Source organism: Paenibacillus sp. 1182, assembly GCF_017833915.1.
In the GTDB taxonomy this organism is placed as follows: Bacteria; Bacillota; Bacilli; order Paenibacillales; family Paenibacillaceae; genus Paenibacillus; species Paenibacillus polymyxa_D.
In genome coordinates this window covers 221,036-244,111 of record NZ_JAFICR010000002.1, presented here as the reverse complement: position 1 = coordinate 244,111, position 23,076 = coordinate 221,036, and the positions used below count along the sequence as shown (strand labels likewise).

At 48.9% G+C, this 23,076-nt stretch carries 21 protein-coding genes; 6 read left to right on the top strand and 15 right to left on the bottom strand.

Going from position 1 to position 23,076, the window contains the following annotated elements:
• Positions 1-134: 134 nt before the first annotated feature.
• Positions 135-308: an aspartyl-phosphate phosphatase Spo0E family protein gene (locus JOD82_RS04115; RefSeq protein ID WP_013312483.1), complete on the top strand. Its 174-nt coding sequence runs from the start codon at positions 135-137 to the stop codon at positions 306-308.
• A gap of 83 nt (positions 309-391) precedes the next feature.
• Here the strand turns inward: JOD82_RS04115 and cidR are convergent, their stop codons facing one another.
• On the bottom strand, positions 392-1,279 hold the full coding sequence (gene cidR, locus JOD82_RS04110) for a cidABC operon transcriptional activator CidR (RefSeq protein ID WP_328801165.1): 888 nt from the start codon (positions 1,277-1,279) through the stop codon (positions 392-394).
• A gap of 132 nt (positions 1,280-1,411) precedes the next feature.
• On the opposite strand from cidR, the gene JOD82_RS04105 reads away from it, so the two are divergent.
• Together JOD82_RS04105 and JOD82_RS04100 are read left to right on the top strand one after the other, a co-directional pair.
• Positions 1,412-1,783 (top strand): CidA/LrgA family protein, encoded by a 372-nt coding sequence (locus JOD82_RS04105; protein ID WP_029518652.1) that lies wholly within the window; start codon positions 1,412-1,414, stop codon positions 1,781-1,783.
• A complete protein-coding gene (locus tag JOD82_RS04100; RefSeq protein WP_029518653.1) occupies positions 1,780-2,457 on the top strand; it encodes a CidB/LrgB family autolysis modulator in 678 nt (225 codons plus the stop codon). Before JOD82_RS04105 ends, JOD82_RS04100 begins: the two co-directional genes overlap by 4 nt.
• A gap of 149 nt (positions 2,458-2,606) precedes the next feature.
• Here JOD82_RS04100 and JOD82_RS04095 read toward each other — a convergent pair whose 3' ends face one another.
• The 4 genes from JOD82_RS04095 to JOD82_RS04080 form a co-directional block, all read right to left on the bottom strand.
• Positions 2,607-4,310 carry a glycerol-3-phosphate dehydrogenase/oxidase gene (locus JOD82_RS04095; RefSeq protein WP_280921433.1) on the bottom strand — a complete coding sequence of 568 codons (1,704 nt, stop codon included), beginning with the start codon at positions 4,308-4,310 and terminating at the stop codon, positions 2,607-2,609.
• Positions 4,311-4,503: 193 nt separating this feature from the next.
• Positions 4,504-5,994, bottom strand: coding sequence for a glycerol kinase GlpK (gene glpK, locus JOD82_RS04090; protein ID WP_209947696.1), 1,491 nt, complete (start codon positions 5,992-5,994; stop codon positions 4,504-4,506).
• Between the two features lie 57 nt (positions 5,995-6,051).
• Positions 6,052-6,609, bottom strand: coding sequence for a glycerol-3-phosphate responsive antiterminator (locus JOD82_RS04085; protein ID WP_025721809.1), 558 nt, complete (start codon positions 6,607-6,609; stop codon positions 6,052-6,054).
• Positions 6,610-6,814: 205 nt separating this feature from the next.
• The gene (locus JOD82_RS04080; RefSeq protein WP_209947694.1) at positions 6,815-7,768 is read right to left on the bottom strand and encodes an alpha/beta hydrolase; all 954 of its coding nucleotides are present in this window, start codon (positions 7,766-7,768) and stop codon (positions 6,815-6,817) included.
• A 267-nt stretch (positions 7,769-8,035) separates the two neighbouring features.
• On the opposite strand from JOD82_RS04080, the gene JOD82_RS04075 reads away from it, so the two are divergent.
• On the top strand, positions 8,036-8,671 hold the full coding sequence (locus JOD82_RS04075) for an NAD(P)-dependent oxidoreductase (protein ID WP_209947693.1): 636 nt from the start codon (positions 8,036-8,038) through the stop codon (positions 8,669-8,671).
• 159 nt (positions 8,672-8,830) lie between these two features.
• On the opposite strand, the gene JOD82_RS04070 is transcribed toward JOD82_RS04075, so the two are convergent.
• The 8 genes from JOD82_RS04070 to kduI all read right to left on the bottom strand — a co-directional run bounded on the left by JOD82_RS04070 (position 8,831) and on the right by kduI (position 17,473).
• Complete coding sequence (locus JOD82_RS04070) at positions 8,831-10,018, bottom strand: cation:proton antiporter (RefSeq protein WP_209947691.1); 1,188 nt, start codon at positions 10,016-10,018, stop codon at positions 8,831-8,833.
• Positions 10,019-10,372: 354 nt separating this feature from the next.
• On the bottom strand, positions 10,373-10,963 hold the full coding sequence (locus JOD82_RS04065; protein ID WP_049817039.1) for a GNAT family N-acetyltransferase: 591 nt from the start codon (positions 10,961-10,963) through the stop codon (positions 10,373-10,375).
• Positions 10,964-11,025: 62 nt separating this feature from the next.
• Positions 11,026-12,387: an MFS transporter gene (locus JOD82_RS04060; RefSeq protein WP_069010987.1), complete on the bottom strand. Its 1,362-nt coding sequence runs from the start codon at positions 12,385-12,387 to the stop codon at positions 11,026-11,028.
• A gap of 91 nt (positions 12,388-12,478) precedes the next feature.
• Positions 12,479-13,630: a winged helix-turn-helix domain-containing protein gene (locus JOD82_RS04055; RefSeq protein ID WP_209947689.1), complete on the bottom strand. Its 1,152-nt coding sequence runs from the start codon at positions 13,628-13,630 to the stop codon at positions 12,479-12,481.
• Complete coding sequence (locus tag JOD82_RS04050; RefSeq protein ID WP_209947687.1) at positions 13,611-14,849, bottom strand: CynX/NimT family MFS transporter; 1,239 nt, start codon at positions 14,847-14,849, stop codon at positions 13,611-13,613. Before JOD82_RS04050 ends, JOD82_RS04055 begins: the two co-directional genes overlap by 20 nt.
• A 244-nt stretch (positions 14,850-15,093) precedes the next feature.
• Complete coding sequence (gene kduD / locus JOD82_RS04045) at positions 15,094-15,870, bottom strand: 2-dehydro-3-deoxy-D-gluconate 5-dehydrogenase KduD (RefSeq protein WP_029518664.1); 777 nt, start codon at positions 15,868-15,870, stop codon at positions 15,094-15,096.
• A 49-nt stretch (positions 15,871-15,919) separates the two neighbouring features.
• Positions 15,920-16,564 carry a bifunctional 2-keto-4-hydroxyglutarate aldolase/2-keto-3-deoxy-6-phosphogluconate aldolase gene (locus JOD82_RS04040; protein WP_029518665.1) on the bottom strand — a complete coding sequence of 215 codons (645 nt, stop codon included), beginning with the start codon at positions 16,562-16,564 and terminating at the stop codon, positions 15,920-15,922.
• A 78-nt stretch (positions 16,565-16,642) separates the two neighbouring features.
• The gene (kduI, locus tag JOD82_RS04035) at positions 16,643-17,473 is read right to left on the bottom strand and encodes a 5-dehydro-4-deoxy-D-glucuronate isomerase (RefSeq protein ID WP_209947685.1); all 831 of its coding nucleotides are present in this window, start codon (positions 17,471-17,473) and stop codon (positions 16,643-16,645) included.
• Between the two features lie 340 nt (positions 17,474-17,813).
• Here kduI and JOD82_RS04030 point away from each other — a divergent pair, with 340 nt between their 5' ends.
• Complete coding sequence (locus JOD82_RS04030; RefSeq protein WP_039271772.1) at positions 17,814-18,770, top strand: sugar kinase; 957 nt, start codon at positions 17,814-17,816, stop codon at positions 18,768-18,770.
• A 181-nt stretch (positions 18,771-18,951) separates the two neighbouring features.
• Here JOD82_RS04030 and JOD82_RS04025 read toward each other — a convergent pair whose 3' ends face one another.
• Together JOD82_RS04025 and JOD82_RS04020 are read right to left on the bottom strand one after the other, a co-directional pair.
• Entirely contained in the window at positions 18,952-19,965 is a 1,014-nt protein-coding gene (locus JOD82_RS04025; RefSeq protein ID WP_209947683.1) for a LacI family DNA-binding transcriptional regulator, read from the bottom strand.
• Between the two features lie 256 nt (positions 19,966-20,221).
• Positions 20,222-21,631, bottom strand: coding sequence for an MATE family efflux transporter (locus JOD82_RS04020; protein ID WP_029518669.1), 1,410 nt, complete (start codon positions 21,629-21,631; stop codon positions 20,222-20,224).
• A gap of 358 nt (positions 21,632-21,989) precedes the next feature.
• Here JOD82_RS04020 and JOD82_RS04015 point away from each other — a divergent pair, with 358 nt between their 5' ends.
• The gene (locus tag JOD82_RS04015) at positions 21,990-22,997 is read left to right on the top strand and encodes an acrylyl-CoA reductase family protein (RefSeq protein WP_209947681.1); all 1,008 of its coding nucleotides are present in this window, start codon (positions 21,990-21,992) and stop codon (positions 22,995-22,997) included.
• Positions 22,998-23,076 lie beyond the last annotated feature (79 nt).

The window sequence follows — 23,076 nt, the reverse complement described above, 5'->3', positions numbered from 1 at the left end:
ATATTAGTCGCTAAATGTCAGGAAAGCTGGATTATTGTTAATAAAAAGTGGTAAAATGGAAATAACATCGTTATCAAAAAAACTTCTGCCGCTAGTGGAGACATGCCTTACAATCGACATGGGGGGTGGGCTTTGTGAACCTCGAACAATTGGAAAAACTCATGGAAAAAGAACGCCGTGAACTGAATCGCATGGCTGACTTACACGGATTAAAAGATGAACGTGTATTGGACAAATCCTCCAGACTTGACCGTATTATGGACAAGTACCTTCACACCAAGCGTGCAATAAACCAAACACACTCATAGAAGCAAGCTACATCGCTGCCCCTCAGGGCAGCTTTTTTATTCTGCATCGTACTCACCTTCTCGCGGACTGACTACTTCCCGCCCTATTCCGTCCGCAACAATTGCTGTGTGAACGATATCCATTCTCTGGCGGCAAAGGACAGGTAGCGATCGTTCCGCCAAATCATCCCCAAATGCCAAGGAATGACGGGGTCTACCAATGGAAGAACACGCAAGCGCTCAGAATCCAGATCTCGGCAAATGGCCTCCGGCAACAGAGCTACTCCCAGGTTTGCAGCAACCATTTCGCTAATCAGATCCCATTGTGAGCTTTCGTACACTACACGCGGCTGAAAGCCAGCACGAACACATTCCGCAATGATACGGTCATGCAGCGTAAAATCCTCACGAAACAGTACAAATGCCTCCTCCGCCAACGCAGATAACGGTACCTCCTTGCACTCTGCCAATGCATGCGTAGGATGAACGAGCAAATTCAGCTTTTCCTCCACAAACAGAAATGTCTCAAACATATCTCCAACTGCGGGCAGCACGATCACCCCGATATCCAATGCCCCGGCTTCTACGTCCCGTTCCACTTTCTTCGCCCCGTCCTCAAATAATTGAATGGTCACATCAGGATATGCCTTATGGAATTCTCCAATGACACGCGGAAAAAAGCTCGATCCGACCATAGGGGGCAGGCCAATACGGATATGTCCCTTTTTCAGGTTCATCAAATCACTCAGCTCCGAGGACAGACTCTGAAAGGACTTTACAATTGCTTGTGCCTGAAGCTCAATGACCTTGCCCGCGTCTGTCAGTTCGATTCTTTTGCCAATTCGGTCGAACAAAGCGACCCCCAGTTCATCTTCCAGACTTTTAATCGTCTTACTGATCGTCGGCTGTGTAATAAACATGCTCTGGGCTGCCTTTGTAAAGCTACGCAACCGCGCGACTTCCAAAAAATATTGTAAATGTCGGATATCCAAACCTACACCTTCTCCCATAGACAAACGGAATAGATTGTATTCTTTATATGCATTTTACTCATGAAAGCTTGTGATGTAAAATTTCATTACAGTTTGAAAATAACCGATCTCAAAAGATAGGAGCCATTATATATGAAAAGCTTCATACGCGGTGTCCTCCAGATCGCCGTCCTGATGGCCTTTTCGCTCATCCTGAACGCGGTAGTCTCCTGGCTCCACCTGCCTATACCCGGTAGTATCATTGGTATGCTAATCCTTTTTATTCTGCTGCAAACCGGCTTGGTCCGGCTAAGCTGGATTGAAGTTGGCGCAAACTGGTTGCTGGCCGAGCTGCTATTATTCTTTATTCCCTCCGCTGTCGGCGTCATGAATTATTGGCCGATGCTGGAACACGATGGTATGAGTATCATGCTGGTCGTGCTGCTCGGCACCTTTCTGGTGATGGCCTGCACAGGTATGGTCGCCAGTCTGCTTGGTAAACGAAAGGAGCATAAATCATCATGATCGGTCTTCTATGTATTGTATTGACACTCGCTATTTACTGGATGGCCAAACGCATGTACCGCACACTGCCCAAGGTGTATTTGTCTCCATTGCTCATTACACCTGTTGTTATCATTTTGATTTTGACGCTGACGGGTGTGAATTACCGTTCTTATAATTCGGGCGCTCACTTGCTGTCCATGCTGCTACAACCAGCTACGATTGCATTTGCAGTCCCTTTATACCGATATTTCCCAGTGTTAAAAAAACACGCAACCCAAATCGTGCTTAGCGTGCTGTCTGGATCTGTTGTAGCCGTGTTGTCCTCCATGGCACTTGCCAAGTGGATGCACCTGAATTCTTCGCTGCTGAGCAGCCTGATTCCTCGCTCCATTACGACACCCATTGCGATGAATGTATCGCAAACGATTGGCGGCAATCCGACGGTTACAGCTGTATTCGTTATTCTGACCGGATTGAGCGGTCTTATTATCGGTCCAGTGATTGTAAAACTGTTCCGTATCGAAAATGAAGTCTCACGTGGGGTACTGCTCGGTACCGGTGCTCATGGTACGGGCACTTCCAAAGCATTCGAGTTCAGTTTGCTGACGGGGACGATATCCAGCATCTCGATGGTGCTCGCCGCTCTCTTTACCTTGGCAGCCGCCCCGTTCCTGTTCCACTTGATGCTGTAAACAATCTGCATACAAAAAAGGCAGCGATTCTCCAATAACAAGAGAATCGCTGCTTTTGTTTTGTAGGCCCCTTTTCCACATAAAGCAGTGGTGAGAACGAAACGATGGTAGAGAAGCGGAGCTGTAAAGGATACGCATCCTCGTTCCTATTAGATGGCTTTAACGCCACCGGGTTTCAGCTCTACCCCTACAGGCGCTACAGCTTCATACAGATAAGCATCCAGCTCAGCCGTATATTGGCGTTCTTGTGCGGTACTCCAGCCTGCATGCTCGGACATCCATGCGATGGCGGGCTGTTTCCAGCGCTTCACCTCGTCAATCTGGAAGAAAAGTGCCCCAGTTCGCCGTATGAAAAAATCAGACGGTGTCACCGTCATTTCCTGTTCCATCGCATACAGGAGCGGGACACGCACTTCCACAGGCAGTGCTGCTTCCTTCTCGGTAGTCTCCTTCATGCTGCGTGCCGCTATCGCAAACAGCCGCTCTGTGTTGGAGCCATAGCGGGTAGCCCATGCTCTAGCCGTTTCAGGCGACAGGCCGAGTGCAACACCTGCTGCGGTTTGCTTACCTACGTACGCGTCCCAGCCCGCCGAGCCGCCTACGCTGCCACCCGAAATCGGGATGTGTCTGGTGCGGCATGCCCGGAAGCTCTGCCCATGCAAGCGCCCCAGCTCCCGTACCGCACGATCCACGACGAGTTCGGACATTTTCCGGTAGCCCGTCAGCTTGCCGCCTGCAATCGTGATCAGACCTGAACGGGATTCCCAAATTTCGTCCTTACGTGAAATTTCTGAAGGGCTTTTACCGTCTTCATAAATGAGCGGCCGTACCCCTGCCCAACTGGATTCTACATCCGTAACAGTCAGCTTCACATCCGGGAACATTCCGTTGATCGCTTGAAGCACATACGCCCGATCTTCGACGGTCATCCGGGGATGCGCCGTATCCCCCTCATACACTGTGTCAGTCGTACCTGCATAGGTTTTTCCATCACGTGGGATGGCAAATACCATGCGTCCATCCGGTGTATCGAAGTACACTGCCTGTTTGAGCGGAAAGCGCTCAGCATCGAACACCAAGTGAATACCCTTCGTCAGGCGTAGCACCTTACCCTCTTTGGAGCGATCCATTTCCCGCAGCGTGTCTACCCATGGTCCAGCTGCATTAATAACCAGCGAAGCTCGAATTTCGTATGGTTTTCCCGTTACCCGGTCCGTTACGCTTGCACCGCTTATTCGTCCTTCGTCATACAGCAGCTTGTCAGCCTTGGCATAGTTCACCGCCAGCGCCCCTCGTGTAACAGCTTCCTTCATGACCTCAATCGTCAGGCGAGCGTCATCTGTACGATACTCCACATAGCTGCCGCTTCCCTTCAGTCCATCACGCTTCAGCAAAGGCTCGCGCTCTAGTGTAGCCTGGATGTCCAGCATACGACGGCGCTCACTACGCTTAACACCGGCAAGGAAATCATATACCAGTAGCCCGACAGAGGTGGTGAATGCGTTAAACGTGCCGCCCTTGTGAAAAGGAAGCAGCATACGCTCCGGTATGGTCACATGTGGGCCATTTTCGAATACGATTGCCCGCTCCTTTCCGACCTCGGCTACCATCTTAACTTCCAACTGCTTCAAATAGCGAAGACCCCCATGCACTAGCTTGGTCGAGCGGCTGGACGTACCTGCTGCGAAATCCTGCATCTCCACCAGTGCTGTCTTCAAACCACGATCCGCCGCATCCAGCGCAATACCCGCCCCTGTAATGCCGCCGCCAATGATTAATATATCAAAATGCTCATGTCCCATACGTTCCAAGACAGCGGTTCTCTCCTGCGCAGCAAATCCCTGTTCTCCCATCATGTATCCCTCCAGCTTTGTATATATTCACGATGCAATCTGCCAACCGAATCATCATAAGGTACAAAAAAAGACCACGAACATCGCTGCGGCGGATGCCGAGCGGTTCATGGTCTCTCCAAGTCTCCTGACGAGTATTAACTTATCTATATCGTAGCACACACGATACGCTATGAAAAGGGAAATCTGCCTGCTACTTGAACGCCATTGCGGCATGAACTGCCTTTTTCCAGCCACCATAAAGATCAGCCCGCACGTCTTCACTCATAGACGGAGAAAAGGTATGATCACTTTGCGCATATCCCCGGACTTCATCCAAACTGCTCCAAAACCCAACTGCCAGTCCCGCTAAATACGCCGCACCGAGTGCAGTTGTCTCGTTCACAGCAGGTCGTTCTACAGGCAGATCGAGAATATCGCTCTGGAACTGCATCAGGAATTCGTTCATCACTGCGCCTCCATCTACACGCAATGAACGCACAGGTACACCCGAATCGCTCGCCATGGCAGTTAAGACATCTTTAGTCTGGTAGGCCAGCGATTCCAGTACCGCTCGGATAAAGTGCTCCTTGGTCGTTCCCCGTGTCAAACCAAATGTCGCGCCGCGCACGTCACTGTCCCAATACGGGCTGCCCAGCCCCACAAAGGCCGGGACAAAATATACCCCCTCCGTCGAGGTCACACGCGCCGCATACGCTTCACTATCTTTGGCTTCACGGAACATACGCAACCCGTCACGCAACCACTGAATAGCAGACCCAGCTACAAAAATGCTGCCCTCCAGCGCATACTTTACCTGACCGTTCAGCCCCCATGCAATGGTCGTAATCAGTCCATGTTCCGAGTCACAGGGTTCATCTCCCGTGTTCATCAGCATAAAGCATCCCGTACCGTAAGTATTTTTAATCATGCCCTTGTCAAAGCATCCCTGACCGAACAGAGCTGCTTGCTGATCACCCGCCGCTCCGGCAATAGGAATTTCCTGCCCAAAAAAGTGATAATCCACCGTATGCGCATATATCTCAGAAGATGATTTCACCTCTGGTAGCATAGACGCAGGAACGCCGAGAATATCCAGCAGCTCCTCATCCCATTTTAGCTCATATATGTTGTACATGAGTGTGCGGGCCGCATTGGAGTAGTCCGTTACATGTGCTTTACCACCGGACAATCTCCAGATTAGCCAGGTATCAATCGTACCAAACAGCAAATCCCCACGCTCCGCTTGAGCTCGTGCCCCTTCGACGTTGTCGAGTATCCATTTGACCTTGGTGCCAGAAAAGTAGGGATCAATGAGTAGCCCCGTTTTGCTATGAAAAATATGATCAAATCCACGGCTTTTCAATTCCTCGCAGATCCCGGCTGTTTGCCGTGACTGCCATACCAGTGCATGATATACAGGCAGACCCGTATGTTTATCCCACACCACTACGGTTTCCCGTTGATTCGTAATACCAATCCCGGCAATTTGGCTGGCTTTCACACCTGATTCCGACAAGCAGGAGGCGATGACGGCCAAAATAGAGCTCCATATCTCATTTGCGTTTTGCTCTACCCACCCCGGCTGGGGAAAATACTGTGGGAACTCCCGTTGTGCCTTGTATACCACTTTTCCCTGCCGATCAAACAAGATGGCCCGCGAACTGGTTGTGCCCTGATCCAAGGCAAGAATGTATTGCTCCATCGTTTTCCAGCCTCCTTGCATATTTATGTATGGTTGCCCACTTGATTTAAATAAAAGCTATTGCTTATAATGCTCGAACAGTTGTTTATTGGAGGTCGTAACTGCTGTGGCTCCCGCAGCCAACGCCGCTTCCACATCCTCAGGGGTGCGAATAAGTCCGCCCGCCAAAATAGGAATGCCCGTGCGTTCGCTAACTTCCTTAATCATCGGTGGAACAACACCGGGCAGCACCTCAATATAATCAGGTCGTGTTTTTTCCACCAGCGCGTAGCTTTTTTCCAGCGCAATCGTATCGAGCAGGAACACCCGCTGTACAGCAAGAATCCCCTTCTTTTTAGCGGTTGCAATCACCCCGGATCGGGTCGAAATAATCCCAAACGGCTTAATTTCCTGACACAAATATTCAGCCGCATACTCGTCATTCTTCAAGCCTTGCACCAGGTCGGCATGCAGAAGCATTTGCTTGTTGCGACTTCTAGCCATCTGGTACAGGTTGCGCAGCTGCGCTACATGCGTATCCAGAAAAACCGCATATTCATAAGAACTGTCCAAAATACCCTCCAGCTGCTTCATATGCTTAGCTGCAGGTAGAATGCGTTGCCCCTGAAATGGCATGAATATCCCCCTTAGGCTGAATGTCAGTCAAACTCGTTCAAATTTTATATTATCACTCTGTTCGACGAACGTGAAGCGGTTTCATTGCAGATATGTATAAAGGCTGCCTTCCCTGCAATAGATGTCAGCAGGAAGAAGACAGCCTAATCGTTCAAAGAACTGGATCAAATCACACGACGGCACCCTTAAAACGCTCTATAGTGTACTAGCCCTCAAACCCTTGGCGCAGCCATGAGGTAGCGAGCGTGATCGCACCGCGCTTGGCCGCGGTTTCCGACAATGGGTTCAGCATCACAAAGTCGTGGATGATGCCCTGAAATCGTGCAGCGGTTACATCTACCCCTGCTTCACGCAGCTTGTTCGCATAGGCCTCACCTTCATCGCGCAGCACATCGGCCTCACCTGTAATGACCAGCGCACGCGGTAGCCCTTTGAGCTGTTCTCTGGTGGCACGTAATGGGGAAGCCGTGATCTGCGCTCGTTCATTGGGATCTGTCGTATATTGATCCCAAAACCATTGCATTCCTTCGCGGCTCAGGAAATATCCTGTGGCGAACTCCTGGTAGGATTCCGTGTCAAAGGAAGCGTCCGTCACCGGATAAAATAACAACTGCTGCCGGATGGAAGGACCACTGCGTTCTTTGGCCAGCAGCGTTACGGCCGCGGTCATGTTACCGCCGACACTGTCTCCGGCTATCGTCAGCGTATCGGGCTTCAGTCCATGCTCGCGCCCATGCTGTGCCACCCATTGAACGACCGCGTAAATTTCCTCAATCGCCGTCGGATATTTAGCTTCAGGTGCCAAGCTATATTCCGGGAATACAACGGCTGCCTGTGAGCCGACTGCCAATTCACGAATCAGACGATCATGCGTGTGGGCATTACCGAATACCCAGCCTGCTCCGTGAATATATACAATGACCGGCAGATCGCTTGTCACTTGTTGTGGACGAACAATTCTGACCTTTACCTCACCGCCAGGCCCACCTGGAATAGTTAGATCTTCTACATCTGCGGCAGGTTTGTCTGCTGGACCGGATTGAACCTCATTGACCGTTTCACGTCCTTTTTCAGGACCCAAATCATATAGAAACGGAGGCTTGGCATTATCGTCTGCAAATTTCTGTGCTGTGGGTTCAAGCTGTACTTTTTTACTCATATCGGTTCACTCTTCCTTTCTTATCTGTGGTCTACATATATCCAATATGGCTTAAGTTTGCTCATTCAGTTTCACCTTATATATTTAAACGAGTTCCTCTCTTTCCAATCGGAGGACTTTAGTTTGCCCAACAGAAGAGCTTGACTTTTATTTTATATTGTAACTATAATAGTTACATATTAAAGTTCGTAAATGCACTGGGTACACTTACGATCAAACGAATGAATCATCCATCATCCACATCATATTTATAGGAGGCTATCTATTATGAAAATTGCAGTTATTGGTGCAACCGGTAAAGCAGGAAGTAATATCGTAAAAGAAGCATTAGACAGAGGGCATGAAGTAACCGCCATCGTCCGTGACTCGGCTAAAGTTACAGAAAATCGTGCTACTGTAGTACAAAAAGACGTTTTTGATCTGAAAACAGATGATCTGAAAGGCTTTGACGTAGTCGTTAATGCATTTGCCGCTCCACTCGGACAAGAGCATCTGCATGTCGATGCAGGTAACGTACTAATTGAAGGTCTGCGTAATGTATCCGGTACTCGCCTGATTGTCGTAGGTGGTGCAGGCAGCTTGTTCACTGACGAATCCCAAACACTTTTGGTGAAAGATGCTCCCGGCTTCCCTGATTTCGTATATCCAACAGCAAATAACCAAGGAAAAAACCTGGAAATTTTGCGTGGTACCAGCGACCTGAACTGGACTTTCATTAGTCCTTCTGCGGAATTTGCTCTGGGTAAACGCACAGGCTCTTACCAAGTGGGAAAAGACACGCTGTTGGTTAATTCCAAAGGTGCAAGCTATGTCAGCTACGAAGATTATGCAGTTGCCGTAGTGGACGAAATCGAAAAACCACAACATCTGAACCAACGTTTCACTGTCGTATCTGAGTCCTAATTACTGTATTCTCGCAGCACATTTAGCATAAAAAAGACCCTTCGCCCATTTTCTCATCTTGCATGGAAAGTCCGCTTTACTCTAAATCAGACTTTCCATGCACGCTATGAGAAGCTGTACCCGAAGGGTCTTTTTGTTAATGACCTGTTGATACTCTCGTTATGACTTGTCCGTGCTGACCTTCTTTTCTGTATCGTGAGCGGAAGTCTCCCTCTTATCGCTAAAACACAGCTTGAGGATCGGAGGCGAAGCCAAAGTCGTCAGAATGATGGCAATGATCACCGATGTAAAATATTGCTGTGCCAACAGACCCGACTGTAGACCGGTAGCTGCGATAATAAGTGCAACCTCGCCGCGAGATATCATCCCGGAGCCGATCGCAAGGGCAGAACGGTTATCGAAGCCCGTCAGCCGCGCGCCGAGGCCTCCTCCCACTAACTTCGTCACCAGCGCAATCAGTGTCAAAACAACAACAAATCCGAGCTGCTGCCCTACTCCCTCAAAGGAAACATTTAATCCAATGCTGACAAAAAAAACAGGAACAAAGATGGAATAAGCGATGGGTTCCACCTTTTCTTCTACGACGTGCTTAAAGCTTGTTTGTGCAATGGCAATCCCGGCAGCAAAAGCCCCGATAATGCCCGCCATCCCCAACATATCTGCAAAATACGCAAACCCAAAGCAAATAATCAACGCAGTCGTGATGACTGCTTCAGTCACCTTGAGTGGAGCGAGTATTTTCATAATCCACGGAACAACGAACCAGCCCCCCAGAATAGCTACGACGAAGAAAACTAGCTTTTTGCCAACAAGAAGTCCCAGCGAAGTCTCTCCACCCATACCGAATATACTCATTACTACCGCTAGCAGTACCACAACAAGCACATCGTCCAGCACCGCCGCACCCAAAATGGTCGAGCCCTCTCGGGTATTCAGCTTGTTCATATCCTTGAGCACCTGTACGGTAATACTTACCGAGGTAGCACTCAGAATGATCCCTAGAAACCAGCCTTCATGCACCGAGAATCCAAAGGCTTCCCCTACACCAAAACCACAAATTAGCGGTAAAATAATACCTCCAACCGCCACAGCTACCGCAGGCTTCCAATTACGTCGAAGTTGATCCAGATCCGTCTCCAGTCCAGCAATGAACATCAGCAACAGCACGCCGATTTCAGACATATCATGAATCAGCGAATCATTCTCAACCCATCCTAATACCGCTGGGCCCAGCACAATTCCTGCGATCAGCTTTCCTAGCACTGCTGGTTGACCGAGCCTGACAGACACATGACCCGCGACTTTTGTGAACAACAGAATCAGCAGAAGATACAATATAAATTGCATAGGCTGATAACCTCCTTTTGTTTAATCCTTGAACTTATTTGCAAAAATCCCATAAGCGACTTCCAATGAACAAGATATAGATCGGAGCGACTGGAATCGAATTTTGCAAATCCTAATCATAAAATGTAAAACAAACGTGCAAAATATGTGTCTGACCTTAACGGACAGCTCGCAAAATAAAAAGGGGAACCCGAAATACAGCACAGGTTCCCCTAAAAAGACATAAAGGAGCCTTGGTGACAGGCTCCTCCGGTAATTCATATATTCATTTGATGTTGTCGGTCATATTTGCGCAAACAAGCAACTTTATCTTTTAATTATATCTCTTCTGTAAACCCGTGTAAACGTGTTGAATCAATTTTCTACTTTTTTCACGTAGCGGTCGCGGTATTCGTGGTCCAGCATACTCATCAGAATCGAATCATGGTATTCATAATTGTAGAATAAAGCATCCCGTTGTACACCTTCGCGCTGAAAGCCTACTTTTTCATAGCAACGAATGGCACGTTCATTAAAATCAAATACATTCAGCTCAATCCGATGCAGGTTACAGATACCGAATCCGTAACCCAGCATGAGCACAAGCGCTCCGGTGCCGTAGCCCTTCCCCTGATTTCCCTGCTCATTGATCGCAATACGGATGTTGGCACTGCGATTCAGGCTGTCCATATCCTGCAGAGCTATATCTCCGATGACACGATCATCTTCGCGAAGCGCAATCAAGAGCAGCAGGCTTGAGGAATCCTGTCCTTTAGCTTCAATATAACGGGCAATTTGATCCTTGGTAAAGCTGCGTTGTGTGCCTGTCAGCCTCCGCACATCCTGATGGAACAATGTATTATAGTATAGCTCGGTGTCCTCCACGTTAACGGGACGCAAGTACACCCGAGATCCTTCAAGTAACCGTGCCACAGGCTCTGAGGCTGAAGTTTGTTGAGTCATCATGATCTCTCCCATGCTAAAAATATAAATGACGAAAATCGAAGTAAATTATTGCGCAAGTTTGACTACGCAAGGTCTGCATTTTGCTCCGTAGTCAGGCTAGAATCAGCGAGGGACTCGCGCCAAATTACGGATTGAAGCAGTAGTCCTGCCAAACCCAGAATTCCAACAGTCATTCCGATCCAGACAAAAGCCGTTCCCGCCCCTGCTATTCGGATCAATACTCCCCCGGCAAGCGGCGAAACGACCATGATTGCTCCAATCACGGTACTTTGGATACCGAAGACGCGTCCTACCATATCAGCAGGGGTTTTGGCTTGTAATATATAGTTCTGGGTGATAATGTACAGGCCGTTGCCCACGCCCAGCACAGCCCCGATCATAAGCAGTACGGGCCATCCTGTTCCGGGTTGCGCCCAGCCTAAAGCAGCAATAGCTCCGCCAACCAGTACATACCCACCACCAAGCCCCCAGCCTGCACTTATGCGATTCAAGCGATTAAGCACAAGCATGCAGCCGACGGCGCCAGCACCAATGGCTGAAACCAGCCAGCCAAGCAGTGACTCATTACCCGGAGCGAGCACTCGCAGCAGCGTAGGGAACTGGTAGTCGATCATGAGAATGGCGATTAAGCCGAAAAGTCCGAATATGAGCGTATGCAAAAGCATTCGACTGCGCCATAAGAACGCCCAGCCCTCACGCCATTGGTTGAAAAAGCGAGATGCGCGGACATGCTCCTCCCGCATTTTGACTTCATCAGCCTCAGGCGCTGTATGCGTAGCAGACTTTCCATGCTGCTCGGCTGCAACAGCTTGTTGGTCTGGGCTGACCAGCGCCGGACCGATTCCGCGAAGCGGCCACAGCAGCAGGCCGGAACAGAGGCGCAGCAATGCATTGAGAATAATGCATGCCTGGGGAGACAACACAGTCAAGGTCATAGCGCCCAGTAGCGGCCCTGCCACTTTGGAGGCCTGATTGACCAACCCATTCAGCGAGGTCGCCCGAAACAGGTCGTCGCTGGCGACTACCGTACGGGTCAAGCCTTGCTGTGAAGGCATTTGAAATACGCCAGCCGCCGCGCGTAGACCGAGCAAAGGCAGCAGCCATACCGGACCCGGTACGGCGAGAATGGCCAGCGTCAATAAGGCAATAGCTGCATCGCAGACGATCATCAGCCGGGCCTTGTGTACCCGGTCAGCTAACGTGCCCGCGATGGAACCCAGCAGCAGACCCGGTAGCGCCATCACTACCGGAATCAGCGCAATCAGCATAGGGTCGGCTTCCCAGCGATAAGCAACAAGCACCTGAATGGCGATAGCATCAAACCAATCGCCAAAGGAAGCAGCCGTGTGCGCCGCAAACATCCGCCGAAAACGGCCATTGTGCCAAATGCTAGGCGTGGAATGCAGTTCTTTCTTTTCCTTCATTATCTACTCACCCTGCTCTCATTTTCAGCTTCTTTAGCAATAAGAACATTCTAGCGGGTCTATATCAGAGGAAAGTCAGACAGCTAAAACATCAGACGGTAGAAAGTGTTTGTTCCAGCCAGCGCCTTAGCGCTGGACGATGCAGTGTTAAGCTGTTGTCCCGGTCAAGCTGATCATATTGAGCGGTATACTTCTCTTCCAGCGCTGGATAGGAACCGCAAAGCTTCAAGAACGAGCGAATTTGACTTACCGCTTTGATTTTTAGCAATTCCTGTTTAGCCATATCAAGGGTATCCAATCCCTCATCCATCAGCCGCTCGGCGTTATCCACATCTCCAGTACGCAACAGCATAAGTCCGCGCATCATGCGATAACGGCCCAGCTCGCGTAAATACGGAGCCTCCGACAGCATGCCTTCCAGACGATCAGACAGTTCCGCAGCCTTTTCCATATAATTGGCAACCAGATGCATATACATCTCCATTAGTGCAACAGGCATCACAAATTTATCGAGATTATCTCGTTCTATTACCATCATGGTCAGTGGCAGACCTTCCTGTGCGCGTTCAGGTTGTCCATTCTCTACATAAGCCTCCAGGATGTTGAGAATACGTAATTCCCGTTCCTGTTCACTGGACAGCAGCCTGCTGGAAAGCGCACACTCACATAGAGCAAGCCCCTCATCCGTCACCCCTGCTGTGCACATATATAGCAGCAGCATCCAATACAATCGATCTGCGCGTGTAAAGTCCTCCCGCTCCAAGAACCATGACACATCGGCCTGTACAAAACGGGTATACATTTGATAAAAGACTGACAATTCAAAACCCATCTGCTCCTGCTGGGCAGCCAGCGCTACGATGGAATTTCCCTGCCCCAGCAGCTGGTATTTGCGGAATAGTCCATGTACGGCGTCCTGCACCTCCTGATCGTGCAAGGACGGATGATTCTGTGGCTGCACGTCAGTCAAGGTCAAGCTGTAACCATACCCTCTAACCGTATGAATACGGAGCCCCTCCCATGACTTCAGTTTTTTGCGCAATCTGTAGATATGATCATCCACCGTACGCTCCACCGGATACTCCAGCGGCCACACCCGATCCAGCAGTTGTTCCCGGGTGAACACCTGATTCCGGTTATCGTACAGAAAGCGCAACAGCGCAAACTCTTTAGCCAACAACATAACACGACCTGCACTACAAATCACACTGTAACCGTCTGCATCAAATTGCAGTCTGATCATCCACCTCGCCTCCGACATATCGTTTCTTGGCTGCACCCAGCCCTATAAACATAAGCAGAACACTCAGGCATAAGAGCAGTAGCAGCGGAATTGTCCAGCCTTGTGTCGCATCATGCAAATAACCGAACAGCGTCGGTCCTGTCGCGGCCAACAAATACCCAAAGGATTGAGCCATACCCGACAGCTCTGCTGCCTGCTGCGGTGTCCGCGTCCGCAAATTGAAGAACATCATCACTAACGGGAAAGCAAAACCACCCGCTATACCGATACAAATGACCCAAATCACACTCCACTGTGTAGCTCCAAGCAGAAATCCACCCAGACCGATAAAATATAGCGCAGCCATAATCAAAACCAATACCCGCTGATCCTTCACCCGCGCCGCCCAAATAGGCACAATAAAAGTAAATGGCATTTGCGAAAACTGCAGCACGGACAGCATCCATCCCGCAGTCTCTGAATCCATTCCCTGTCCGCTCATCATTTCGGGAAACCAAGCGGCAGGAACATAGAACAAGGCAGATTGCAGCCCCATAAACAGCGTCACCTTCCAAGCCAAAGACGATGTATATACATTCACGGTTCGGGCAGACACCGCCGCTTTATTAGCCGTTTTTCCTGCCTTAAGGAGTTGTGGCACCCAGAGTAAAATCCCTACGACACCTACAATCCCCCATATTCCCAAAGCACCTCGCCATCCCATACCTCCGTTCAGAGCCAGCGGTATACTCAGCCCGGATGCTGTTGCAGCGACCACGTTCATAGATACTGAATATACACCGGTCATCAGTCCGCTGTTGCGAGGAAACTCCTCTTTGATCAGACTGGGCAGCAACACATTACAGACGGCAATAGCTAGTCCCAGCATAGCAGTCCCGACAAATAATGCGGTCACCCCCAGCGTTGAGCGCACCACAATACCTGCGGTCAACAGCAGCAAGGCTGCAAAAATAATAAGAGGCGATCCGAAGCGGCGCGACAGTTTGGCTACAAAAGGCGACAACAGGGCAAAAGCCAGCAGCGGCAATGTCGTTAATAGGCCACTCAGTGTATTCGAAATATGCAAAGAATCCTTAATCAAACCGATAAGAGGTCCTACCGAGGTAATCGAGGCGCGCAGATTGGCACCTACCAGAATGATCCCTACGGCAAGCACCCAAGGACCGGCATGCCACAAAGATTTGTATACCAAAGCTCGTTGGTGTTGCTGTGAACTCATCTCTCCATTCTCCAATCTATCTGTGTTATGCTCAAAGGCTCCAACCAAGTGTACGGCTGGAGCCTAGCAATTTTTATCTCATTAAATTATAAAGGCATTCGTACCATATGCATAGGACAGATCGACACAGCACTCCAAATCAGGTTCAGCATATAGCTTCATTGAAAAAATAAAAGCTGCCTGAAAGGATAGTTTCCTTTTGAGGCAGCTTTCAGTTCATAAACTTCGATGCGACCAGCGCTGCTTAACGTACCAGCCAGCCGCCGTCCACCGCCAAGATATGACCGTTCATATAGTCGGAACCCTGACTGGCGAGGAAAACCACAACTCCCATCAAATCAGACGGATCGCCCCAACGACCCGCAGGAATACGCGACAGGATTTCTTGATTGCGACTTTCATCCGCACGGATTGGAGCTGTATTTGCCGTAGCAATATAACCCGGCGCAATCGCATTAATCTGAACGTTATGAACTGCCAGCTCGTTCGCAAATGCCTTGGTCAAACCAGCTACCGCATGCTTACTCGCTGTATACGGCGGAACAAATTTGCCCCCCTGAAAAGCAAGCATAGAAGCGACATTGATAATCTTCCCGCTTTTTTGCTCTACCATCACCTTTGCCACTTCCTGGCTCAGATGATATACGGCATTCAGGTTAATCTCCATGACAGCGTCCCAATCCTCGTCTTTATACTCCAGCAGAGGGGCGCGACGAATCGTACCTGCATTGTTTACAAGGATATCAATTTTACCGAATTCATTGACGCATTCTTCTACAATTTTTTTAATGGATTCTTTCTCTGTCAGATCAGCCTGATAAAAGGCAACCTTCACACCCGTTGGCTCCAGCAAACGTCTTGTTTCTTCATATTCATCATTGTTAGCTACAATGAACAGGTCTGCACCCGCTTTGGCCAAAGCTACGGAATACCCTTGACCCAAACCAGTGTTGCCTCCTGTTACAATCGCCGTTTTACCTTTTAGACTGAAAAAATCCAATGAAAAATGGTCCAGACCCATGTCTACGCCTCCATCACAAATTAGTATAAAAACCTATATTTCCTGAAGCCTACAGCGCTGCGCGTACTTCTTTATATTTAGCTACATAACGTGCTGCATTTTCTGTGATCAAGTCGTAGCGACCTTCCTTGGCTGGAGCCGTCAAATTACCCCCAATTCCCACAGCTACACATCCGTTACGCAGCCAGGTTTCCATATTATCCAGATCAACACCACCCGTTGGCATAATCTGTACATGAGGCATTGGACCTCTAACGGCCTTCACAAAGTCCGCCCCCATTGCACTGCCTGGGAACAACTTCACGACATCGCTACCCAATTTCATGGCTTCCTTGATCTCATTCAGCGTCATACAGCCAGGCATATAAGGAATCGCGTACAAATTGCATAGCTTCGCTGTTTCTTCTTCAAAAGAAGGACTCACGACAAACTCTGCTCCGGCCAGAATAGCAATTCTCGCCGTCAGTGATTCCAGTACCGTTCCTGCACCAATCACTGCCCGATCCTTAAATTCATCTTTCAATCTTCGAATGACCTGATCCGCATCTGGCGTCGTAAATGTAAGCTCAATATTATCCAAGCCGCCTTCAATGCAGGCTTTAGACATGAGATACGCTTCCTCCGCCGTGTTTCCTCGAATGACTGCGACGACACCTACCGAAGTGATATGTTCCAAAACTTTCTTTTTCGTCATGTTCCTGATCCTTTCCACGAATGGGATGACCATGTACCTCAGCCGCTTGCAGGTTTACGCTCCAATACACTGATCGGATTAACGCAACTCGCTCATGGCAACCTGATCCATGTCTTTGTATGTTTTATTTTCACCGGCCATGCCCCAAATGAAGGTATAGCTACCCGTAGCCGCACCGCAGTGAATAGACCAAGGTGGAGAAATAACGGCTTCATCATTCTTCATCACCAGATGGCGCGTTTCATTTGGTTCACCCATTAGGTGGAACATTCTCGCGTTCTCATCCAGTTCAAAGTAGAAATATACTTCCATACGACGGTCATGAACATGTGTTGGCATAGAGTTCCATACACTGCCGTTTTCCAACGTCGTCATCCCCATAACCAATTGGCAACTTTGAATGCCTTCATCATGGATAAAGCGACGCAACGTACGGTTGTTGGCTGATTCCTGCGAACCCAGACTTTCAGAAGGTACATCGGCAAAAGACTGCTTCGTCGTCGGATACGTGGTATGAGCCAAAGCTGAAACAATATAAAATTTCGCAGGCTTTTCACTGGAATCGCTTTCAAAGATCAACTCCTTGCCACCTTTACCTACGTAGAGACAGTCTTTTGTGGCCAGCTCGTAAGTTTCACCGTCCACCTTGACCGTACCGCTACCCCCAACATTAAAAATGCCCAGTTCGCGGCGCTCCAGGAAAGTTTCCGCTTTGATTTGATCGTTACCTTCCAGTGCAACAGATTTATTCACGGGATAAATGCCCCCGATAATGACACGATCTTCATGCGTATAGACCAGCTTTACCTCCTCAGGTACAAACAGTTCCTGGATTAGATAGTGCTGACGCAACTCTTCAGTCGTAAAATGTTTGGCATGTTCGGGATGAGTTGAATAACGCATTTCCATAAAAACATTCCTCCTGTTTAGATAAACTTTTTTATCAACGGAATTGTTGTAAAAGCGGTTTCTAACTCTACTTCTTAGCTAGAATTGTAATAATTATCTAAGGGAGTGTCAACCTAAAACTTCGATTTTCCTAGAAAAACCCTTAATACACACGAAGTTTCACACGTTTTTTACCTTTTGATAAACAAAACCACATTTTTTTATCTATATTACCCAAAAAGTTTTTAGCAAATATATCAACTTCATCATTGTGAAAAACCGATTTATGTGATAATTTCAATTTATTCAGTTGGTGCATGCGCTTACAGATTAAGTTTACTAAACACAAGGAGGAATTCAAATGACCGCAACATTGGATGCTGTTACCTTCGGAGAACCGATGGCCATGTTTTACGCCAATGAAGCAGGCTCTCTGGATGAGGTGCGTTCATTCACCAAAGCGTTGGCCGGGGCAGAGACGAATGTTTCGGCAGGTTTGTCGCGTTTGGGGCTACGTGCCGGACTCGTAACCAAACTCGGCGAGGATACGTTCGGCAAGTTCATTGCCGATGCGCTACGTCAGGAAGGAATCGACACCCAGAATGTCATGTTTACCAAAGACCACTCTACCGGGATGCTGATTAAATCCAAAGTTATAAGTGGGGACCCCGAGGTGGAATACTTCCGCAAGCATTCCGCCGCTTCCACACTGAGCATCGCTGATTTTAACGAAGCTTACTTTGCCGGGGCTCGCCATCTGCATTTTACAGGTATTTCCGTTGCCCTCTCCGCTGAATGCCGCGAATTCGCACGACATGCGCGGCAATTCATGAAGAAGGCAGGCAAAACTGTATCCTTCGACCCTAACCTAAGACCCAAATTATGGCCTGACACACAAACGATGGTGGAGGCGATTAACGAAGCATCTGAGGGATGCGACTGGCTTCTACCGGGGATTCATGAAGGTAAAATATTGACGGGCTATACTTCGCCCGAGGATATTGCTTCGTTCTACCTTGACCGTGGTACCTCACTGGTCATCATCAAGCTGGGAACCGAAGGCGCATATTACAAATCCGCAGATGCTGAGGGATATGTCAAACGCTTCCGCGTAGATCATGTCGTGGATACCGTCGGTGCGGGTGACGGATTTGCCGCAGGTGTTATCAGCGCGCTACTGGAAGGCTTGCCCCTGGCAGAGGCAGTCAAACGCGGTAATGCACTTGGTGCGCTGGCTGTCATGTCAGCCGGAGACATGGATGGCTATCCGACGCGAGCCGAACTGGAATCTTTTTTGCTCAGCGCCAGCACAAATTAGTCCGGGATCATCCCCCGCGTAACCTTCACTGCTATGAGCGCAAGCTCAACAAAGGCCGCATCCAAAGTCGGCTTAACTTCCAATAGCCCGTATTCGCATTTGTGTGACCTGAGCAGCATACGCATACTCAGGTCGTACAAAGGAATACGGGCTATTTTATAATATAAGACATGATGCTCGTCTACAGCGTTTTGACGGATTCTCCCCGATTGATATCCGGCACAAATCGGTAAATAATCGGAACCGATTCGCCGCCTTCCTCAATACTGGACAGCAGCGTTTTTGCCGCCTGCTTCCCCATATCCGCAATCGGTTGCGTAATGGTCGTAATCGGCGGATTGTAAATATGGGCAAACTCCGCATCGTCAATTCCGATAATGGACAGCTCTGCCGGAATGCGTATACGGCGGGCATTCACATACTTCAACACCTCAGCCAACACGATATCATTCCCGGCCAACAGCGCAGTCGGCGGCTCAGGCAGTTGGAAAAGCTCCTTCAGCGTCTGCTGGATTTCTTCTCTCGGCACGCTGTGCATATATTCTTCTCGAAATGGCATGCCATGCTCTTCCAACGCCTTCTTGTATCCGCTGAGCCGCTCCACTCGTGGAGTAATCCGATTCAAGCCAAGGGGCAAGGTAATCAGCGCAATTCGCTCATGCTTGTGAGCCACAAGTTCCTGAATCGCCAGCTTAATCGCCATTTCGTTATCCAACAGCAGGCTACGTGTATTGACACTGTCCACCAAGCGGTCCAAAAACACCAATGGATACTTTTCACGAATGAGCTGATTGTAAATGTCTGCATGCTTGCCTGTCGGGAAGATAATTAAGCCGTCCACTTGACGGGCCTTGAGCATCTCAATATACTGGCCTTCCTTGTCGGGGTTTTCATCGGCGTTGCAAATGATCACCTGAATGCCGAAAAGCTGCAATTCCTCCTCAATCGCACGGATAGACTGGATCGACAGCGTATAATCAATGTTGGCTACAATGACTCCCACCATAAACGTCCGGTTCTGCTTCAAGCTGCGGGCCAGCCCGTTAGGCTGATAATTCAGCTCTTGAATAACTTCGGCAATCCGGTCCCTTGTCTGGTCGCTCATATATTTATATCGTTTGTTCAGAAATTGCGAGACAGTGCTTTTAGACACTCCTGCCTTCTGGGCAACATCTTCAATCGTCGGCTTCTTCATCGGTACACTCCTTGTCTTTCATGTACTGCGTTAGTGCAACAAAAGTATATCTTTTTTTTAGTAAATTTACCAGACTTCTATTTATGAAAGCCATTATGATATAAGTTGAACTTCAAAATTGCCTATCGTGCCACTGTATAAAAGGATGGTTCTCCCGGCAGCAAAAGAGGCAGTTCAAGATGTTCTCTTGAACTGCCTCCACGTATACAACTCTATCGAAAAGCTAGGTTCCAGTTGGCCCTAAATACTACTCGGATCAGTGTGCTGGAACAGGCGTTGCAGACTGATCTGGTGTATCGTGCTCGATCAGCGCATGCTTTTCCCATAACCGGCTTTTCCAGCGGGCATACATGATGACAGCACGAGTCCATTCATCAGCAGCAATCGCCAGCCACACACCGGCGAGCCCCATATCCAGCTTGAACACCAGCAGATAACCCAGCGGCAAGCTCATACAGACCATAGAGATTAGTCCCATAAAAACCGGGAACTTGGCATCTCCAGCAGCACGCAACGAGTTAATAATGACGATATTCGTCGTCCGGCCAGTTTCTAGCAGAATGCTAAGTAAAATGACTTGCGCTCCCAAACGAATGATTTCAGGGTTCTCTGTAAATAAACCGAGCAAAGGTACACGGAAAAAGATAACCACCGCATCAATAATCACAGTCACGAGTAGCGCCCATTTCACACTGTTCAATACACGTTTATAAGCCGTATCCTTCTCTCTGGCTCCCACGAGCCTTCCCACTACGATAGCCGTTCCCATACCGACGGCCATACTGAACAAATAAATATAGCTCGAAATATTATTGGCATATTGACGTGTCGCCATCGCTTCTGCGCCCAGATAGGTCACATACAGTGTGAATATGAGCTGACACGACTGATACATGATAGACTCCAGCGCGGATGGTACACCAATACGCAATATTTTAGAGATAAACTTTTTGGACAAGTGAACGTAATATTTCCACTCGACACGAACCTCAGTGACCCGGTACATCAGCCAGAAGAAGATCAAGAGACAAATAAAGCGGCTACCTACTGTAGAAATAGCAGCACCTTCTACACCGAGTGCTGGCATTCCCCAATGCCCCAAAATCAAAACATAGTTGCCGACCACGTGGATCACGTTCATAAAAACCGATACATACATCGTTTCTTTGGTAAAACCGTGCGTACGAATGGTCGCCGCCAGCGCGTTAATCAATGCCTGAAGGAAAATAGCCCCCCCGACGATGCTCATATAGGATTCCGCATACGTAAGAATGTCCCCCTGGACATTCAACCATTGCAACATATGCGTACCAAACACAAGAAAAATTACGCTTAGCAAAAGACCTACCATCAAATTCAACGTAATGGCCGTACCTGTAACCTGGGCCGCTTCGACTAGTTTCTTAGAACCGATATATTGAGCTACGACGATAGCAGCGCCGTTGCCGATAACCTCCAGTACAAGGATAGCGATTGAAATAATTTGATTGGACGCGCCCACACCCGACACTGCATTATCAGATACAGAGCTGAGCATGAATGTATCGACGCTTCCCATTAACATAAACAGGAATAATTCAAGGAAAATAGGCCATGTCAAACGGAACAAATTCAGTTCCTTGGCTTCGGACAATACCGAACCATTTTTTAGTGCTCTGGTTGTCATTCATTCACCTTTCTTCATAGATTTATTTAACGATCAAAAGGTATGTTAGCATAGTCATTCTGAAAATACATCCCGTTTACGTAAAATGGTTTGCAAAATGTGTAAGAATTCATTTATCACCTTCTTTATAATTGATTATCGAACTTTATTGAAACAGGATATTACAAGAATATACCGGCAAATCTGGGCTTATCGACGCAATTATGAGCTAAAGAGTATAATAGAATACGAGCCTGTGAGCATTGCCGCTGACAGGTTGTGAAAATTGTTGTACGCTTCCTAAGCATAATTCACGAATTAAAGAGGGAATATATAGGACATTCATAGGGTTAAAAGGTAATAAAGGAGGCTTTTACAGATGACTCAATCATTTCAAGCCCTTGTCGTCGATCAGACGCAGGACGGTGAAATTCAAGCAGAGGTGCGTTCTCTGGAAGCTAGCAGTTTACCTGCTGGAGAAGTATTGATTCGTGTCGCTTATTCCAGCATCAACTATAAAGATGGGCTTGCTGCCCGCAAGGATGGCAATATCGTCAAATCCTATCCGTTCGTACCAGGCATAGATTGCTCGGGAACCGTCGTCTCTTCGGAGGATAGCCGCTTTAGCGAAGGACAAGCGGTGCTCGTTTCCGGATACGGGCTGGGTGTGTCTCAATTCGGAGGATTCAGCCAATATGCACGCGTGCCTGCGGACTGGGTGGTTCCACTTCCAGACGGACTCACGCCGAGAGAGGCGATGATTTTCGGGACAGCCGGATTCACCGCGGCCCTGTCGTTATATCGGCTGGAGCAAAACGGCGTTACTCCGGAGCAGGGGAAGGTACTTGTCACCGGAGCGACGGGCGGCGTAGGCGGGGCAGCTATTGCCTTGCTGAACAAGAGAGGCTATCATGTCGTAGCCAGCAGTGGCAAGGCCGATGCGCATGATTACCTCAAGGCGCTCGGAGCAGCCGAGGTTATTTCTCGCGAGGAGGTCTACGACGGCGCGGAGAGCATCCGCCCGCTGAGCAAGCAGCTTTGGCAAGCGGCTGTTGATCCTGTAGGGGGAAAGCCGCTCGCTTCGCTGCTCAGCCAGATCGCCTACAACGGCTCCGTTGCCGTGAGCGGCCTGACGGCAGGAACCAAGCTGCCTACGACGGTGCTGCCGTTTATTTTGCGCGGCGTAAGTCTGCTGGGCATAGACTCTGTCTTCTGCCCATACGACACCCGTGTAGCGATCTGGAAGCGACTTGGCAGCGAATGGAAGCCGGAACAGCTAGAGCAGCTCGTTGAGCGCGAAGTCGGATTGGCCGACCTGCCCAGCGCGCTCGAAGACATCCTTGCAGCCCGCTCGCAAGGAAGAACGCTTGTACGACTGGCTGACTAAGCAGAAAGATATCGGCAATCTATCTGTTAACCTGGTTTTGCGTGAGGAAATATTCATTCCGTAGGGTCTAGCTTTGCAA